Here is a 16841-nt window from a genome sequence, read left to right as displayed (position 1 = left end):
CGCGGGCGCGGGCCAGCGTTCACCGGCCCTCCGGATCGCGCACGCGCGGCACGGCGACGGTCTCGATCTGGGTCTCGACCTCGCTCATCAGCTTGTGGACCGGGCATTTGGCCGCGACCGCGATCAGCTTTTCATGCTGCTCGTCGCTCATCGGGCCGGTCACGGCGATGCGGGTGGTCAGCTTGTAGATGCCGGCCCGCTCCTGGCTCGCATCGCGCACCACGCCGACATGGATATTCTCGACCGGAATGTCGTTGCGCTGGGCATACCAGAGCATGGTCATCGCCTTGCACGCACCCAGCGCCGAATCATACAGGTCATGCGGGTCCGGCCCGGCGTCATGGCCGTCGGGTGCCGACATGTCGGCGACGATCTCATGGCCCCGGATGCTGATCCGGTGCGCACTGCCGCCATTGGGGTCGATCCGTTCGACGACGATCATGGGTCTGCCCTCTCGTTCAAGGGGCCGTGCGAAGGTTCAGTTCGCGCGGCTCGCCACGCTCTCGGGCAGATCCTTGCCAAAGACGCGCTGATAATATTCCGCCACCAGCGGCCGTTCCGCCTCATCGCACTTGTTGAGGAAGGAGAGGCGGAAGGCGAAGCCGACATCCTTGAAGATCAGCGCATTCTGCGCCCAGCTGATCACGGTGCGGGGCGACATCACGGTCGAGATATCGCCGTTGATGAAGCCCTGGCGGGTCAGTTCCGCCACCTTGATCATGCTCTCGACTTCCTTGCGGCCGCCCTCATGATCATATTCGCCCGACTTGGCCAGCACCACCTGCGCCTCGGTCGCGGCGGGCAGGTAATTGAGCGCCACCACCAGGTTCCAGCGGTCCATCTGGCCCTGGTTGATCTGCTGCGTGCCATGATAGAGGCCGGTCGTGTCGCCCAGGCCGACCGTGTTGGCGGTCGCGAACAGGCGGAAATGCGGGTTCGGCCGGATCACCCGATTCTGATCGAGCAGCGTCATCTTGCCGTCGGTTTCCAGCACGCGCTGGATCACGAACATCACGTCCGGGCGGCCGGCATCATATTCGTCGAACACCAGGGCGACCGGGCGCTGCAGCGACCAGGGCAGCAGGCCTTCCTTGAACTCGGTGACCTGCTGACCGTCCTTCAGCACGATCGCGTCGCGCCCGACCAGATCGATGCGGCTGATATGCGCGTCCAGGTTGATGCGGATGCACGGCCATTTCAGGCGCGCGGCGATCTGCTCGATATGGCTCGACTTGCCGGTGCCATGATAGCCCTGCACCATGACGCGGCGGTTGAAGGCGAAACCGGCCAGGATCGCCAACGTGGTGTCCGGGTCGAACACATAGGCGGGGTCGAGGTCGGGCACGCGCTCGTCGGCCTGGGAAAAGGCCGGAACCTTCATGTCGATGTCGATGCCGAACATCTCGCGCACATCGACTTCGCGGTCGGGCGCCTCCATCAGCGTCTCGGAACGGGCATCGGGCTGGATGTTGGAAATGTCGGTCATGTCGTCATCATCTTCCTGCGAGTCACTCTCGCCCTAAACGATCGGGCAAGGGTGTGTCGAGACAGTGGGGGCTAGGTGGCCGGCGATCAAGCGGCCCATTCGGTCAGATTGGCCTCCTGTCCGACCAATGCCAGCCCATGGGCGATCGATGTCAGCTCGCCGCCGGTGGCGATCCGGTCGCGGCCGAAGCGGCGGAAGAAGATGTCGCGGATCGCCGGGATCAGCGACGATCCGCCGGTCAGGAACACCCGGTCGATGCTTTCCGGGGCGACATTGGCCTTGGCCAGCGCCTTGTCGACGGTCGCCTCGATCGCGGCGATGTCGGCCGCGATCCAGCGCTCGAAATCGGCGCGAGCGACCTCGGTCTCGATTCTGATGCCGCCGCCTTCGAAGCGGAAGGTGGCATTGTCGGCGTCCGACAAGGCCCGCTTCAGCGCGCCGACCGCATCATAGAGTGGATAGCCCAGTTCCTTCTCGATCACGGTGATCATCCGGCCGATCGCGGCGGGATCGCGCGCCGCCTTCTGCAATTTGGCCAGCTCGTCCATCGTCCGCCGGTTGCGCATCAGCGCCAGGCGCGACCAGTCGGCGAAATCGGCGAAATAGCTGCGCGGTATCTCCAGTTCCTTGCCGAAGGAGGTGTAGGCGCCGCCCTTGCCCAGCATCGGCAGCACCAGCTGGTCCATGATGCGATAGTCGAACCGGTCACCGGCCAGGCCAATGCCCGCCGATCCCAGCGGCACGCAGCGGCGCGCCGCGCCCGGCGCCTCGACCCGTACCAGCGAAAAGTCGCTGGTGCCGCCGCCGAAATCCGCGACCAGGATGGTCGCCGCGCTGTCGAGCCGGCTGGCATAGCTGAACGCCGCGCCCAGCGGCTCATAGACATAATGGATCTCGCTGCCGAAGCCGGCGAACATCGCGTCATAGCGCTGCCGCGCCAGCGCCTCGTCGGGCCGGGCGCCGGCATATTCGACCGGCCGGCCGACGACGATCCGTTCCGGTCTCTTGTCCAGTGTGCCGCCGGCATGGCCGATCATCTTCCCCAGGAACATCTGCCCCAGCTCCTCGAAGCGATAGCGTTTCTCGAAGATGCTGGCGCTTTCGAAGATCGGGCTGGCCGCCACCGACTTGAAGGATTGCAGGAACCGGCTGTCCTCGGGAAATTCCAGATATTCACTGATCGCCCAGGGGCCAGCCTCATGCGCCATGCCGCCCTTCACATGGCTGTCGTGCCAGAAGCACAGGGCAGACCGGAAAACCGCGCCGCTCGCCTGTTCGCCGACAAATTCGACCAGCTCCGATTGGCCGGCATCGGCGATGGCGGCGACGCTGTTGGTCGTGCCGAAATCAAGGCCCAGGGCGCGGGGCAGGGTCTGCATATATGTCTCCGGGGGAAGGGGGCGGCGCCTATGGCAGGGCTACAGCCTTGCTGCAATAGCGAGCCAAATGCTTCCCTGGCGCGGCTGCGGCCGATTTCGGTCCCGTGACTGTCCTACAGGTCGGCCAGGATGCTATGCCGAAAACAGCTCTTTCCCATCGTCGATCGTCAACAGTTTATTGTAATGAAATTACGGATGTTGGAATTTAAATGTCAAAATGTGCGGGAAATATGCGAAGTTAAGCGCAATCTCTTCCTATTTTGAACCATCGGCAATTGGACGGAAACCGCTTGTTAAAACGGGTCGGCCATGAATGCTCGATGCTTATTGTCATCCTCACCATCCTCTTCCTCGCGATCAACGGCTGGACCATGCTGATGTTCAAGGCGAACAAGATGCAGGCGATCGCCGGCGAACGGCGCGTGCCGGAGGCGAACCTCCTGATGCTGGCCTTCATTGGCGGCACGCCTGGCGCCTTTGCTGCCCGTCGTCTGTTCCGTCACAAGACGCGCAAGGAACCCTTCTCCACCCAGTTGATGGTCATCGCGGTGGTGCAGGTCGGCGTCCTGATCGGCTGGTTCCTGTTCTAGAGCAGATTCCGATCCGACTGCGTCGGCTCGACTGCTCTAAGCTCCCTTTTCGGCGCGTTTTCCGAGTCATCAGGTGATTCACCTGATTGGAAGACGCTCTAGCGGCGAACCTGCCTAAGCGAACACCGGCGCCTTGCGCAGATGGCCATAGGCCTCGATCACATTCTGCAGCTGCCCCTCCTTGGTGCGGTCGCCGCCATTATGGTCGGGATGATAGCGGCGCAGCAATTCGGTATAGCGGGTGCGCAGCGCCTTGCGGTCGGCGTCGATCGGCAGGCCCATCACCGACAGCGCCTTGCGATCCTCGGATGACAGAAATTGCCCATCCTGCCGCACCTGCGCATCGGCCCGCGCCTTGGCCACCCGTTCCTTGAATTTGGCGCCGATCGCGTCGAGCGGATCCTGGAAGTCCGACCATTTGGGCGGCGGGCTGGCGGCATTGCTGGAAAAGGCGCGGGTCTCCCGCTCCCAGCCGGCATAGGGGCGCTGGGCAGCGGCAATTTCCTCCGGACTCATGCCGGTGAAGAAATTATAGCCCTGGTTGAAGGCGCGGACATGGTCTAGGCACAGCCAGCGCCATTGCGGCCCCTCGTGATGCGACCGGTGGCCTTCCTGCAATGGCGCGCGAAATTCGCCCGGTTCCGGGCAACCGGGCACGGCGCAGGGGCGGTCGCTTTCCACGCGGCCATGGAAACGGTTGAAACGACGGGTCGAGAAGGGATCGCTGCTCAAGATTGTCCTGATGGAATGGCTGGCAAAGCAGCCTATATAGGGCGCATGACCACCGACCTCAAAGGCCCTGTCGCCACCGAAATCGAGGCGCGGCTGCGCGCCGCCCTGACTCCTGCCCATCTCGCCGTCATCGACGACAGCGAAAAGCATCGCGGCCATGCCGGCCATGACGGCTCGGGCGAAAGCCATTTCACCGTTGAGATCGTCGCCGAACGGTTCGTCGGCCAGAGCCGCGTCGCCCGCCAGCGCCTGGTCAATGCCGCGCTCGCCGACCTACTGCGCGACAAGGTCCACGCCCTCGCGATCAAGGCCCGCGCGCCCGGAGAAGCCTGACCCCAACGACAGGAGCCGTCCCATGTCGAGCGACAATTTGCTGCTGCAGACGATCACGCCAACGACCCATGATCTGGGTGACTTCAAGGTGCATCGCGCGCTCCCGGCGAAGGAGCGGACCATGGTCGGCCCCTTCATCTTCTTCGACCAGGCAGGGCCGGCGCTGTTGCCGACGGGGCAGGGGGTGGACGTCCGCCCCCATCCGCACATCAACCTCGCCACCGTCACCTACATGCTGGACGGGACGTTCCTCCATCGCGATTCGCTGGGCACGCAGCAGTTGATCGGCCCCGGCGCGGTCAATCTGATGACCGCGGGCAGGGGCATCGTCCATTCGGAACGCACCCCGCCTGCCGATCGCGGCCATGACAAGAAATTGCTGGCGATCCAGACCTGGCTCGCCTTGCCGGACCGTGACGAGGAATGCGACCCGGCCTTCGAGCATGTCGAGGGCGGCGGCCTGCCGGTGCTGGAGGATCATGCCTCCTGGGCGCGGGTCATCATGGGCACGCTCTGGGGCGAGACGGCACAGGTCTCGACCTATGCCGACACCATCTATGCCGACATCCAGCTGCGTCCCGGCGGCTCGATCCCGGTCGATGCGATCGCGGAAGAACGGGCGCTCTATCTCTGGCAGGGGGCGGCCACGCTCGACGGCGTCGAGCTGCTGCCCCAGACCCTCTATGTGCTGCGCCCCGGCGTGCCCGCGACGCTGCACAGCGATCAGGGCGCCAATCTGGTCCTGTGTGGTGGCGAGGCGTTCGCGACCCCGCGCCATGTCTGGTGGAATTTCGTGTCCTCGACCAAGGAGCGGCTGATGCAGGCGCGCGAGGATTGGGAAGCGATGCGCTTCCCGCTGATACCGGGCGATGATCAGGAATTTATCCCGATCCCGCAGGGCCGGCCCAAGACCGTCAGTTACCCCTGACGGTTCGGGTCGCCCCGGATCTTCTTACTCCACGAAGGTCAGCGAGAGATTCTCGGCATTCTTGGGAATGTCGATCCGGCTTTCGTTGATCGACGCTTCCTCGCCGGGCTTCAGCCGGGCCTTGTCCGCCTTGGTGGTCCAGCTGAACACCAGTCGGTTCTGCCGGTCGCGCAGCTGCACCAGCACCGGCGGCACCGGCAGCGCCTGCTTGCCGCTGTTCACGATCCGCGCGCCAAAGGCGAAATATTCCTCCCCGGTCGGCAGCTTGCGCCGCTCGGCAGGCTTGGAGAGATAGAAGAGCAGGTCCGGATCGCCCTCTTCGGCGACCAGGCCCATATTCACCGCCCAGGCCGGCGGCCCGAAATAATGGAGCGCAGCACCTGCGGCCGCGACCAGCAGGAAGAAGAGGACGGCGGCCCAGGTCAGCAGCTTGGCGCCATTGCGCCGACGCTTGGCCGGCAGTGACGGCGGCGGTGGCACCTCTTCGGCCGGCTGCGATACGCCGGCATAAATGTCGTCGAACCGGTAATCGGGCGCGATCGCCGGCGTCGGCTCGGCCGCAGGTTCGACCGGCGGCGGGGCAGCGGCCTCCGGCTGCACGGGGGCGACCGGTTCCGGCTCGGGCGCCGGCGTGAATCGCATCGGCGCTTCGGCGGGCGCGGCTTCCACGGGCGGCGGCGGCGGTGGCGGAGGAGCGGGTGGCGGGGGCGGCGCGACCGGCGCGGGAGCGACCGTTTCGGGCACCTCTTCGCGCGGCGCGGGAGTGGGGCCTTCCTGGAACCAGCTATGCTTGCAGGCGGCGCACCGCACCTGGCGTCCGTCCGGGCCGACGGCGGTGTCGGGCACGATGTAGCGCGTCGCGCAATTGGGGCACACCAGGATCATTCTGCTTCATAGGCATGGCAGGGACTCTAGGGCAAGAGTCTGAAACACAGACCCGCTCATGAGCGCGACTCGCGGCATTGCGCGGGATAGTTTGTCGGCCTGCCCTTTACGCGTCCCCGCCGCCTGTGCCATGGCAGGGCTTCGGGGAAGCAGGGAGCGCATCGGCGCCACACGTCACTTATGTCGGCCATCGTCCAGTTCGAAAATGTCGGCCTGCGCTATGGTCTGGACAGCGAGACCCTGTCCGACGTCAGCTTCTCGCTCAACAGCGGCGATTTTTATTTCCTCACCGGCAGCTCGGGCGCGGGCAAGACATCCCTGCTGAAGCTCCTTTATCTCGCCCAGCGGCCCAGTCGCGGCGTGATCCGCCTGTTCGGCGAGGATGTGGTGACACTCCCCCGCAAGCGCCTGCCCGGCTTCCGCCGCCGCATCGGCGTCGTGTTCCAGGATTTCCGGCTGGTCCCGCATCTGTCCGCCTATGACAATATCGCCCTGCCGCTGCGGGTCGCGGGCATGGAGGAAAGCGAGATCGACGCGCCGGTCAGTGAAATGCTGAACTGGGTGGGGCTGGGCGATCGCGGTCAGGCGCGGCCCGCCACCCTGTCGGGCGGGGAGCAGCAGCGCGTCGCCATCGCCCGTGCGGTGATCGGCCGGCCGGAGATTCTGGTCGCCGACGAACCGACCGGTAACGTCGACGCGGACATGGCCCGCCGCCTGATGACCCTGTTCGAAGCGCTCAACCGCCTCGGCACGACCATCGTCGTGGCCACCCATGACCTGCCGCTGATGGCCCAGGTGGCGAGTGCGCAGATGATGCGGCTGGACAAGGGCCGGCTGGCCGATCCCACCGGCGCGCTGCGCTATCCGCCCCGCCCGCAGGGTGGCGTCTGATGGCCGGGGGCAATCGTCGCAGCGCCGCGGCCGCGCGCCATCGCCTGCTGCCCGCCGGTCGGGTGGCGGGGCCGATGCCCTGGATCATCGCGATCATGATGTTCCTGACCGTGCTGGCCGCTGCGGCTGGCCTCGGCCTTGGCACCGCCGTCCGCGCGATGAGCGCCGATCTGGCCGGCCGCGCCACGGTTCAGGTGGTGGAGGCCGATGCACAGCAGCGCGACCGTCTCTCCGCCCGCGTGCAACAGGCGCTGCGCGGCAATCGCGATGTGCGCCAGATCGCACCGGTCCCGGCCGCGACGCTGGCGCAGCAACTGCGTCCCTGGCTCGGCGCCGATGTGACCAGCGGCGACCTGCCGATCCCGGCGCTGATCGACGTCAGCCTGACGCCGGGCAATGCGGCGGCCAAGGTCGACCGGTTGCGCCGGTCGCTCGCCACCCTGTCGCCCAGCCTGCGGGTCGAACCTCATGCCGCCTTCCTTGCGCCGTTGGCCGGCCTGCTCACGGCGCTGGGCTGGTTGTCGGGCGGGTTGGTGCTGCTGATGGGCCTCGCCACCGGGGCCGTCGTCGTGCTCGCCGCGCGCGGCGCGCATGACAGTCATCGCACCACGATCGAGGTGCTGCACCTGATGGGCGCGACCGATGTGCAGATCGCCCGCCTGTTCCAGCGCCGGATCGCGCTCGACGCCACCACGGGCGGCGCATTGGGCTTTTCCTTCGCCGTGCTGGTGATCCTGCTGATCGGCGCACGCCTGTCGGCCACCGGATCGCAGCTGATGGGTGCGGTCGCCTTGCCCTGGACCAGTTGGGCGCTGCTTGCGGCGCTGCCGATTGCCGGCATTCTCCTGTCGACGCTCACCGGCCGCTGGACCGTGCTGCGCGCACTCGGGCGCTCGCTATGATCGTCCGCCTGATCGCCGTTACGCTGCTCGGCTGGATGCTGGGCTTTGCCTGGTTCGCGATGTTCCTGCCCCAGCCGCTCGACGGGCGACAGACCGATGCGATCGTCGTGCTGACCGGCGGTGCCGGCCGGATCGACCGGGGGCTGGCCCTGCTGCAGGAAGGCGCGGCCAAGCGCATGCTGATTTCGGGGGTCGACCGCTCGGTCCGCCCGGTCGAACTGGCGGCCGAATATAAGACGCGCCTGTCGCTCTTCACCTGCTGCATCACCCTGGGGCGCGAGGCGATCGACACCCGCTCCAACGCGATCGAGACGGCGCGCTGGCTGGAACGGCGCGATTATAAGAGCGTCCGCCTCATCACCACCGACTGGCATATGCGCCGTTCCGCGCTCGAACTGCGTCAGGCGCTTCCGGGCCGCATCAACCTTGTCTATGACGCGGTGCCCAGCCGTCCCAGCCTCACCATATTGGTGCGGGAATATAATAAATATCTCGCGCGCCGCGTGGCCGCGCTCTTTGGTATCTGATCCATGACCCTGTTCACTGCCCTTCGCTCGCTTATCTTCATGCTGGCCTTCTATGTCGGCACGGCCTTCTTCGTGCTGGCGGCCGTCATCGGCGGGATGTTCAAGCCCGCGCATGTCCAGTCGGCGGCGACCGGCTGGAGCCGTTTTCATCGCCTTTGCGTGCGCTGGATATTGGGGCAGCGGATCGTGGTCGATGGCGACCTGCCGATCGGTCCCTATCTCTACATCATCAAGCATGAATCGATGTTCGAGACGATCGACCTGCTCTGCCTGTTCGACCGGCCGGTGATCGGCGCGAAGCGCGAACTGCTCGACATTCCCTTCTGGGGCGGCATCGCGCGCCGCTATGGCCTGATCCCGATCGAGCGGACTGCCGGCGCCAGTGCGCTGCGCAGCCTGCGCGCTTCCGCCAAGGATGCCGTGGCGCAGGGGCGGGCGGTCTGTCTGTTCCCCGAAGGGACGCGCGTGCCCCATGGCGAAGCGCCGCCGCTCAAGTCGGGCTTTGCCGGCCTCTACAGCCTGCTCGGCCTGCCGGTGGTGCCGATCGCGATCGACAGCGGCGTCGTCTCACCGCGCGGCAAGTTCCTCAAGCGCCCCGGCACCATCACCTACAAGGTGGGTGAGATCGTCCCCACCGGCCTCGACCGCAAGGAAGCCGAGGTCCGCGTCCACGCCGCGATCAACGCGCTCAACCCGGCTTCAGCCCTTATCGGTCAGTGAGACCGGCCGAAGTCGGGCTTGGCGTCGTCCTGGCCCTGTTCGATGATCGACCGGCGGATGGCGCGGGTGCGGGTGAACAGGTTGAACAGCGTGTCACCGTCATTCCAGCGGATCGCCCGCTGCAGGGCTGACAGATCCTCCGAGAAACGCTGCAGCATTTCCAGCACCGCGTCCTTGTTCGCCAGGAACACGTCGCGCCACATGGTCGGGTCCGACGCGGCAATGCGGGTAAAGTCGCGGAAACCGCCGGCCGAATATTTGATCACCTCGCTCTGGGTGACATTCTCCAGATCACTGGCCGTGCCGACGATCGTATAGGCGATCAGATGCGGCAAATGGCTGGTCACCGCCAGCACCAGGTCATGATGCGCCGGGTCCATCGTCTCGACATCGGCGCCGACCCGGCGCCACAGTTCCGACACCCGCTCGACCGCCGCCGGATCGGCATCGGCGGGCGGGGTGACGATCGACCAGCGCCCCTTGAACAGGGTGGCAAAGCCCGCTTCCGGCCCGCTATTTTCGGTGCCGGCCACCGGGTGCGCCGGGATGATGATGCGGCCGGGCAGGGCGGCATTGAGCTGCGCCAGCACGTCCGCCTTGCATGAACCCACATCGCTGATGATCGCGTCGGCCGGCAGTTCGTCGGCAATCTCTGCCGCCGCCGCGCCCATGGCGCGCACCGGCACGCACAATATCACCAGTTCGGCGTCGGTGACGGATGCGCCGGCGGTATCGGTGATGTCATCGCACAGGTCGATGCGGCGGGCGGTTTCGCGCACGTCCGGATCGGCATCATGGCCGGTGACGCGGACGGTCGGCATATATTCGCGGATCGCCCGCGCCAGCGAGGATCCGATCAGGCCAAGGCCGATGATGGTGACACGGGAAAAGGGCAGCATCGCGTCAGGCCGCCTCCGCCATGGCGCGCAGCTTGGCCGCGACGGCGCGGGTCTGTTCCTCGGTGCCGATGGTGATGCGCAACCCGTTGGGCAGGCCCTGGCCGGGCAGCCAGCGCGTGGCATAGCCCTCGTCCCACAGCCCCTTCATCGCCGCCTCGGCGGTTAGCTTGCCGTCGAACAGGATCAGCAGGAAATTGGTCCGGCTGGGCACGGCGCGCAGGCCGTGGTTGGACAGCGACGCGATCTCGCCCGCCAGCCATTCGCGCCATTGCGCATTATGGGCGCGGCTCGCCTCGACCCATTCATTATCCTGGATCGCGGCGACCGCAGCGGCCTGGCCGGCGGTGGTCACGTTGAACGGCGCGCGGATACGATGGAGGATGTCGATGACGTCCTGGCTGGCATAGCCCCAGCCGATCCGTTCGGCCGCCAGGCCATAGATTTTCGAGAAGGTGCGGGTGACGAACACGTTGCTGGCGGTCTTCGCCAGTTCCAGCCCCGCATCATCCTCGTCCGCGTCCAGATATTCGGCATAGGCCTGGTCCAGCACGAACAGGATATCGGGGCGCAGCCCGGCGTGCAGCCGCGCAATCTCTTCCCGGCTGGTCATGGTGCCGGTCGGGTTGTTGGGATTGGCAAGGAAGACGACCTTGGTCTTCTCCGTCACGGCAGCCAGCAGCGCATCGACATCGGTCGCATAATCGGCGTCGGGCGCCTCGATCGGCGTCGCGCCGACGCGGCGGGCGGCGATGTCATAGACCGAAAAGCCGTAGCGGACGTAGAGCACCTCGTCGCCCGGCCCGGCATAGGCGCTGGCGGCGATGTGCAGCAGTTCGTCCGACCCGGTGCCATAGATGATGCGCGCCGGATCAAGCCCATGGACCGCACCGATCGCCTCGCGCAGCCTGGCCGCGCCCGGATCGGGATAGGTGGCCAGGTCCGCCGTCGCCGCCACCAGTGCCGCGCGGGCGGCCGCACCGGTGCCGAGCGGGTTCTCGTTGGCGGACAGCTTGATCAGCGGCCGGCCGTCATCGGCGGAGGACTTGCCCGGCACATAGGCATGAATGCCGAGAATCCAGTCCTTGGGGGCGGGTTTTGCTGCAGCGTCGCTCATGGAGCGCGGCTTTAGCGGCTTCCGCGCCAAAGGCAAAGCGGCTGGATCAGCGCGGCGCTGCCAATTCCTGCCGGGCCAGTTCGCGCTGGGCACGGAACACCGGATCGGACTGCAACCGCGCATAGGTGGCCGATGCCACGACCCGCCCTGCCAGCGTGTCGCTCAGCCAATGGGCGCGACAGATGACCCGGCTCTCGCCAAATTCATAACCGCGCTTGAGCAGGGCATCCTGCTTGTCGGGCATGACATCGGTCAGGACCAGCGCCAGCATCCAGCCGATCGCAGTATGGCCTGATGGATAGGAGCCATCCTTGCGCAGCATCGGCTCGTCCTGCGGGCGGCAGGTATTGCCGTCATGCTCCACGAACGGGCGCACCCGCTGATAATGGCCCTTGGCGCGCGAGGTGGAGAAGGCGGCGTCCGCCGCCGCGCGGCGCAGCAACATGGTGAGGTGCGGGTGGGTGCCGTCCGACAGCGACAGGCCGGCGATCGGCTCGAATGACTGGACCATGTGCGGCCAGCCCAGGTCTGCGTCCGACGCGGCCAGCGCCTGGCGATCGGCCGGCGCGGCGAGCGCGGCGCGATAGGCTTCCTCGTCGGCCGCCTTGGCGGCGGTGCCGGGGGCGGGCGGGGGCGGCAGCAGGGTCAGGCTGTTGGGCAGGGCGGCGGGGTCGAGATAGCCGCGCGGAAAGGGGATGGCCTTGGTCAGTTGCCCGACTGCCTCGATCGTGGTCGGCGGCACCGGGGCGCTGGCCGACGGCGGCGTGGCGGTGGTCGCACAGCCGCTGACCAGCAGGATCGATGCCAGAAGGAATGTCTGTTTATGGAGTGTGCGCATCGCCTGTCCGCCTTTTGCTTTGGGGCCTGACGCCCGGCCCTATCAGCAGAGGCAGGGCGCGACCATCGGTGCTTGTCCCGATAGGCGGCAGCGGTGCAACCCTCAAGCGCGCTTGCCGATCCCCTTCTCGATCAACGCGTTGGCGATGTCGGCAATCTCCTGTGCGGGGCGGCTGTCGTCCCACACGCCATAGCGCAGCCCCAGGAACACGTTCATCCCCATGATCGCCCAGGCATGGACCTCTTCCACGTCCGCGCGCACGTCGCCCTGCTGCGCGGCTTTCTTCAGGCGCGCGGCCATGCGGGTGGCGGTATTCTCATAATGGGCGCGATAGGCGGCCTGGTCGACGAACTCGGCCTCGTCGATGATGCGGTAGATTTCCTTGTGAGCGCGGGCGAACTCCAGAAAGCTCAGCAGGCCGATCCGCTCCGCCTCGATCCCGTTGCGCGCATCGGCGATGCGCGGCGAGACATAGTCGCGCACCTGGCCCGACATGTCGTTGACCAGCGCGCGGAAAATGTCGTCCTTGCTGTCGAAATAGGTGTAGAAACTGCCCAGTGCGCAGCCCGCCCGGCGGGTGATGCCGCTGATCGATCCGTCGTGAAATCCCTTTTCGCCAAACTCCTCGGCCGCCGCCGACAGCAGCGCGCGAAGCGTGCGTTCACCCCGCGCGGTGCGTGGCGCCTTGTCATCGCGTCTCTCATCCCGTGGGGAAGCCGGATCGGTCATGCTCTCTCCCTCTGCCTGCCAATACGTGCCTTTTCAATCATTTGAGGACGTCTGGTGGCCTTGTTCACCGTCCCTCATATTTGAAGTTGAAAGCTGGTTCAACTTTCATTATTCAAAGGGCAAGCAGATTGGCTACCCGGATGACCGGGGGCCGCTTCAGGAGAGGAAACGCCGATGAAGGCCCATCACAGCATTCGTGCCCTTGCCCTCGCATCCGCCGCCTGGACCGGCGCGATGGCATTCCCCGCCTTCGCGCAGGACGCGTCGGCGCCCGCCGCCGACACCGAAGAGGCCGGCATCATCGTCACCGCCCGCCGGCGTGAGGAAACGCTGGTGTCGGTGCCGATTGCGGTCAGCGCCTTCTCTGGCGCCGATCTGGAACGGGGCGGGGCGATCGACATCAGCGACCTCGCCAATGTCACCCCCAACACCACGCTGGAGGCGTCGCGCGGCACCAATTCGACGCTGACCGCCTTCATCCGCGGCGTCGGCCAGCAGGATCCGGTTTCCGGCTTCGAACAGGGCGTCGGCATCTATCTCGACGATGTCTATCTCAACCGGCCGCAGGGCGCGCTGCTCGACATCTATGATGTCGAACGGATCGAGGTGCTGCGCGGGCCGCAGGGCACGCTCTATGGCCGCAACACGATCGGCGGCGCGGTCAAATATGTCACGAAGATGCTGCCGCAGGACTTCTCGCTCAAGCTCAAGGGCAGCTATGGCAGCTATGATCAGGCCGATGGCATCATCAGCGTGTCGGCGCCGATCGGCGACCTGATGCGCGTGGGTGGTGCCTTTGCCCGCCTGTCGCGCGGCGGCTTCGGCAAGAATCTCACCACCGGGCAGGACAATTATAACAAGGATATCTGGGCCGGCCGCGCCACCTTCGAAATGGGCGGCTATGGCGCGCCGGTGCTGATGCGCATCACCGGCGACTATACCAAGGATAACAGCAACCCGCGTGGCGGCCATCGCCTGATTCCGGGGCAGGCATCGGGCGCGCCGGTGCTGGACGATGTGTTCGACACCCGTGGCGGGCTGGTCGATCCCAAGCAATATGTGAAGTCCTACGGCCTGTCGATGAACCTGACGGCCGAACTCAATGATGCGGTGACGCTGCGCTCGATCAGCGCCTGGCGCAAGGATGACAGCGCCTCGCCGATCGACTTTGACGCGCTGCCCGCTGTCGATGTCGATGTGCCGGCCTATTACAAGAATGAGCAGCTCAGCCAGGAATTCCAGCTTCTCTATGACAAGGGCCGGCTGCACGGCATGGTCGGCTTCTATTATCTCGATGCCAGCGCCGACACCCAGTTCGATACCCGCATCTTCACCACCGTGGCCGGGCTGACCGCCTTCACCCAGGCCAATGTCGATACCGAAACCTATGCCGTGTTCGGCGACATGAGCTTCGACCTGACCGATCAGTTCAGCCTGTCGGCCGGTGGTCGCTATACCTGGGACACGCGCCGGGCCAATATCCTGCGGCAAAGCTATCTGGGTGGCGGCTCGCCGGTGTTCGACGGCGCCGGTATCCCCTTCGGCGCGCCCAGCACCAATTTCCGGGGCGAGCGCGAGTTCAAGAAGTTCACGCCGCGCTTCTCGGTCAGCTACAAGCCGACCGCCGATCACAATATCTACGCCAGCTATTCCAAGGGCTTCAAGGGCGGCGGCTTCGACCCGCGCGGGGTCGGCACCAACGCGCCGGACCTCAATGGCGACGGCATTCGTCAGGACAGCGAAATAGCCTCCTTCCTCAGCTTCGCGCCCGAACAGGTCGACAGCTATGAAGTCGGCTACAAGGGCAATCTGATGGATGGCGCCCTCTATGTCGCGGTCGCCGGCTTCTATGCCGATTACAAGGATGTGCAGATCCCCGGCTCGGTCGCCTGTACCGTCAATGTCGGTGGCGTGGCGACGCCCTCCTTCTGCGGTGTCGTGTCCAACGCCGGCAAGGCGCGCTTCAAGGGGCTGGAGTTCGAAAGCAATGCCCGCCTTGGCCGCGACATCTTCAGCGGCGGCGACCGTCTGAACCTGCAGACCGCGATCGGCTTCATCGATGCCGATTATCGCGAATATATCGCCAATATTGCCAGCGTGCCGACCGATGTCGCCGACTATCGTCGGGTCCAGAACACGCCGAAATGGACCGCCAGCGGCACGCTCAGCTATAATGTCCCGGTGGGCGATGGCAGCCTCTATTTCGGTAGCACCGTCTCCTGGCGCTCCAAGACCTATCAGTTTGAAATCCCCAACCCCTATATCGACCAGAAGGGCTATGCGCTGTGGGATGCGAGTCTGGTCTATACCGCGCCCAGCGATCGCTGGAGCATCGGCGTCCATGGCAAGAACCTGCTCGACAAGGAATATAAGACCTCGGGCTATACCTTCGTCGCGGCCAATCCGGTGACCGGTGCGATCATCAACAATGCGGCCGGCTATCCCACCCCCTCGCTGGGCAAGGAAGGCACGCTCACCGCCTTCTACGGCAACCCGCGCCAGGTGTTCGTGACCGGGTCGGTCAAGTTCTAAGCTGCGTTTCCCATCCGTTCGGTTCGAGCCTGTCGAGAACCATTGCATAACCGGCTTCTCGGCTAGGCTCGAAGCGAACGGAAAATTTGGTATCAGGCCCGCATGACCGACCGAACCTCTTCCCCCGCCTATCGCGGCGTCGTGCTGGCGATGCTGCTGCTGGTCTATACCTTCAACTTCCTCGACCGGCAGATTCTCGGCATCCTCGCCGGGCCGATCAAGGCGGAGCTGGGACTGACCGATACCCAGCTCGGCGCGCTGGGCGGCATTGCCTTCGCGCTGCTCTATTCGACGCTGGCGATCCCGCTGGCGCTGCTGGCCGACCGGACCAGCCGCACCTGGGTCATCACCGTCAGTCTGGCGGTGTGGAGCGGCTTCACCGCGCTGTGCGGCATGGCCGGCAATTTCATGCAGATGTTCCTGTTCCGCATCGGCGTCGGCGTGGGGGAGGCGGGCGGCGTCGCCCCCTCCTATGCGGTCATCTCCGACTATTTCCCGCAGCATCAGCGCGCCCGCGCCCTCTCCATCTATTCGCTCGGCATTCCGCTGGGTTCGGCCGGCGGCGTGCTGCTGGGCGGCTATATCGCCCAGACCGTCGAATGGCGCACGGCCTTCATCGCGGTCGGCATCATGGGCATCCTCATCGCGCCGCTCTTCCGCCTGGTGGTGCGCGAACCCGCGCGGCCGGTGCAGTTGGGCACGCCCGTGCCGGTCAGCGCGGTGTTCGGCATTCTCGCGGCCAAACGCAGCTTCTGGTTCCTGGCATTGGGCGCCGCGTGCAGCTCGATGTGCGGCTATGGCGTCGCCTTCTGGCTGCCCAGCCTGTTGATGCGCAGCTTCGGCCTCGACCTGCTGGGCGCGGGCCAGTTTCTGGGCGGGCTGCTGCTGCTGGGCGGGGTCGCGGGCGTGCTGCTCGGCGGCTTCCTGGGCGACGCCATGGGCAATCGCGACAAGGCCTGGTTCGCCTGGGTGCCCGCGATCAGCTATGTGATCGGCATGCCTTTGTTCGTGGTCGGGGTGCTCTCGTCCAGCGTCGGCTTCGCCTTCGCCCTGTTCCTGATACCGCAGGCCTTGGTCTATGTCTGGCTCGGCCCGGTGCTGACCGCCGTGCAGCATCTGGTGCCGCCGCATATGCGGGCCAGCGCCTCGGCGACCTTCCTGCTGATCAACAATCTCGTCGGCCTCGGCCTTGGCAGCTGGAGCGTCGGCGCCCTGTCCGATGCGCTGACCCCGACCTATGGCCAGGAAGCGCTGCGCTACGCCATCGTCGCGGCGCTCGGCTTCTACCTGCTCGCCGGCCTGTTCATGGCGCTCGCCGGCAAGGCGCTGCGCAAGGATTGGGTGACGGCCTGACCC

Annotated in this window: 18 protein-coding genes; 9 read left to right on the top strand and 9 right to left on the bottom strand. The window is 65.9% G+C overall.

Going from position 1 to position 16841, the window contains the following annotated elements; translation table 11 throughout:
- Positions 1 to 19 precede the first annotated feature (19 nt).
- The 3 genes from VHN57_RS19050 to VHN57_RS19040 all read right to left on the bottom strand — a co-directional run bounded on the left by VHN57_RS19050 (position 20) and on the right by VHN57_RS19040 (position 2865).
- The gene (locus tag VHN57_RS19050) at positions 20 to 442 is read right to left on the bottom strand and encodes an OsmC family protein (protein ID WP_423284899.1); all 423 of its coding nucleotides are present in this window, start codon (positions 440 to 442) and stop codon (positions 20 to 22) included.
- Positions 443 to 478: 36 nt separating this feature from the next.
- Entirely contained in the window at positions 479 to 1486 is a 1008-nt protein-coding gene (cobS, locus tag VHN57_RS19045; RefSeq protein ID WP_004208944.1) for a cobaltochelatase subunit CobS, read from the bottom strand.
- A gap of 86 nt (positions 1487 to 1572) precedes the next feature.
- Entirely contained in the window at positions 1573 to 2865 is a 1293-nt protein-coding gene (locus VHN57_RS19040) for an Hsp70 family protein (protein WP_278985895.1), read from the bottom strand.
- 320 nt (positions 2866 to 3185) lie between these two features.
- Here VHN57_RS19040 and VHN57_RS19035 point away from each other — a divergent pair, with 320 nt between their 5' ends.
- Positions 3186 to 3455 carry a DUF1294 domain-containing protein gene (locus VHN57_RS19035; protein ID WP_278985897.1) on the top strand — a complete coding sequence of 90 codons (270 nt, stop codon included), beginning with the start codon at positions 3186 to 3188 and terminating at the stop codon, positions 3453 to 3455.
- Between the two features lie 114 nt (positions 3456 to 3569).
- On the opposite strand, the gene VHN57_RS19030 is transcribed toward VHN57_RS19035, so the two are convergent.
- Positions 3570 to 4187, bottom strand: a complete 618-nt coding sequence (locus tag VHN57_RS19030) for a J domain-containing protein (protein ID WP_010338638.1) — start codon at positions 4185 to 4187, stop codon at positions 3570 to 3572.
- 45 nt (positions 4188 to 4232) lie between these two features.
- On the opposite strand from VHN57_RS19030, the gene VHN57_RS19025 reads away from it, so the two are divergent.
- Together VHN57_RS19025 and VHN57_RS19020 are read left to right on the top strand one after the other, a co-directional pair.
- The gene (locus VHN57_RS19025; protein WP_004208941.1) at positions 4233 to 4520 is read left to right on the top strand and encodes a BolA family protein; all 288 of its coding nucleotides are present in this window, start codon (positions 4233 to 4235) and stop codon (positions 4518 to 4520) included.
- Positions 4521 to 4542: 22 nt separating this feature from the next.
- Positions 4543 to 5448, top strand: coding sequence for a pirin family protein (locus VHN57_RS19020; protein WP_278985899.1), 906 nt, complete (start codon positions 4543 to 4545; stop codon positions 5446 to 5448).
- A 24-nt stretch (positions 5449 to 5472) separates the two neighbouring features.
- Here VHN57_RS19020 and VHN57_RS19015 read toward each other — a convergent pair whose 3' ends face one another.
- Positions 5473 to 6333, bottom strand: coding sequence for an MJ0042-type zinc finger domain-containing protein (locus VHN57_RS19015; RefSeq protein WP_423284895.1), 861 nt, complete (start codon positions 6331 to 6333; stop codon positions 5473 to 5475).
- 180 nt (positions 6334 to 6513) lie between these two features.
- Between VHN57_RS19015 and ftsE the strand changes: the two genes are divergently transcribed.
- From ftsE to VHN57_RS18995, 4 genes are read left to right on the top strand one after another with little or no spacing between them, the layout of a single operon-like run.
- Complete coding sequence (gene ftsE / locus VHN57_RS19010; RefSeq protein ID WP_010338642.1) at positions 6514 to 7224, top strand: cell division ATP-binding protein FtsE; 711 nt, start codon at positions 6514 to 6516, stop codon at positions 7222 to 7224.
- Positions 7224 to 8126, top strand: coding sequence for a cell division protein FtsX (locus VHN57_RS19005; protein WP_278985906.1), 903 nt, complete (start codon positions 7224 to 7226; stop codon positions 8124 to 8126). Before ftsE ends, VHN57_RS19005 begins: the two co-directional genes overlap by 1 nt.
- Positions 8123 to 8653: a YdcF family protein gene (locus VHN57_RS19000; protein WP_004208935.1), complete on the top strand. Its 531-nt coding sequence runs from the start codon at positions 8123 to 8125 to the stop codon at positions 8651 to 8653. The genes VHN57_RS19005 and VHN57_RS19000 overlap by 4 nt, the downstream gene beginning before the upstream one ends.
- Before the next feature lie 3 nt (positions 8654 to 8656).
- Complete coding sequence (locus VHN57_RS18995; protein WP_278985909.1) at positions 8657 to 9373, top strand: lysophospholipid acyltransferase family protein; 717 nt, start codon at positions 8657 to 8659, stop codon at positions 9371 to 9373.
- Here the strand turns inward: VHN57_RS18995 and VHN57_RS18990 are convergent.
- The 4 genes from VHN57_RS18990 to VHN57_RS18975 form a co-directional block, all read right to left on the bottom strand.
- Positions 9367 to 10272: a prephenate/arogenate dehydrogenase family protein gene (locus VHN57_RS18990; RefSeq protein WP_278985911.1), complete on the bottom strand. Its 906-nt coding sequence runs from the start codon at positions 10270 to 10272 to the stop codon at positions 9367 to 9369. The genes VHN57_RS18995 and VHN57_RS18990 overlap by 7 nt on opposite strands.
- A gap of 4 nt (positions 10273 to 10276) precedes the next feature.
- A complete protein-coding gene (hisC, locus tag VHN57_RS18985) occupies positions 10277 to 11386 on the bottom strand; it encodes a histidinol-phosphate transaminase (RefSeq protein ID WP_278985913.1) in 1110 nt (369 codons plus the stop codon).
- 46 nt (positions 11387 to 11432) lie between these two features.
- Complete coding sequence (locus VHN57_RS18980) at positions 11433 to 12224, bottom strand: acid phosphatase (RefSeq protein WP_072895136.1); 792 nt, start codon at positions 12222 to 12224, stop codon at positions 11433 to 11435.
- A 102-nt stretch (positions 12225 to 12326) separates the two neighbouring features.
- Positions 12327 to 12953 (bottom strand): TetR/AcrR family transcriptional regulator, encoded by a 627-nt coding sequence (locus VHN57_RS18975; protein ID WP_125988648.1) that lies wholly within the window; start codon positions 12951 to 12953, stop codon positions 12327 to 12329.
- A 174-nt stretch (positions 12954 to 13127) separates the two neighbouring features.
- On the opposite strand from VHN57_RS18975, the gene VHN57_RS18970 reads away from it, so the two are divergent.
- Together VHN57_RS18970 and VHN57_RS18965 are read left to right on the top strand one after the other, a co-directional pair.
- Complete coding sequence (locus VHN57_RS18970) at positions 13128 to 15485, top strand: TonB-dependent receptor (RefSeq protein ID WP_278985919.1); 2358 nt, start codon at positions 13128 to 13130, stop codon at positions 15483 to 15485.
- Positions 15486 to 15587: 102 nt separating this feature from the next.
- On the top strand, positions 15588 to 16838 hold the full coding sequence (locus tag VHN57_RS18965; protein WP_278988350.1) for a spinster family MFS transporter: 1251 nt from the start codon (positions 15588 to 15590) through the stop codon (positions 16836 to 16838).
- Positions 16839 to 16841 lie beyond the last annotated feature (3 nt).

The sequence above is a fragment of the Sphingobium salicis subsp. salicis genome (assembly GCF_049472635.1).
Lineage (GTDB): Bacteria > Pseudomonadota > Alphaproteobacteria > Sphingomonadales > Sphingomonadaceae > Sphingobium > Sphingobium yanoikuyae_A.
Note: the sequence above shows the minus strand (reverse complement) of the source record. Positions and strands in the feature narration are given on the sequence as shown.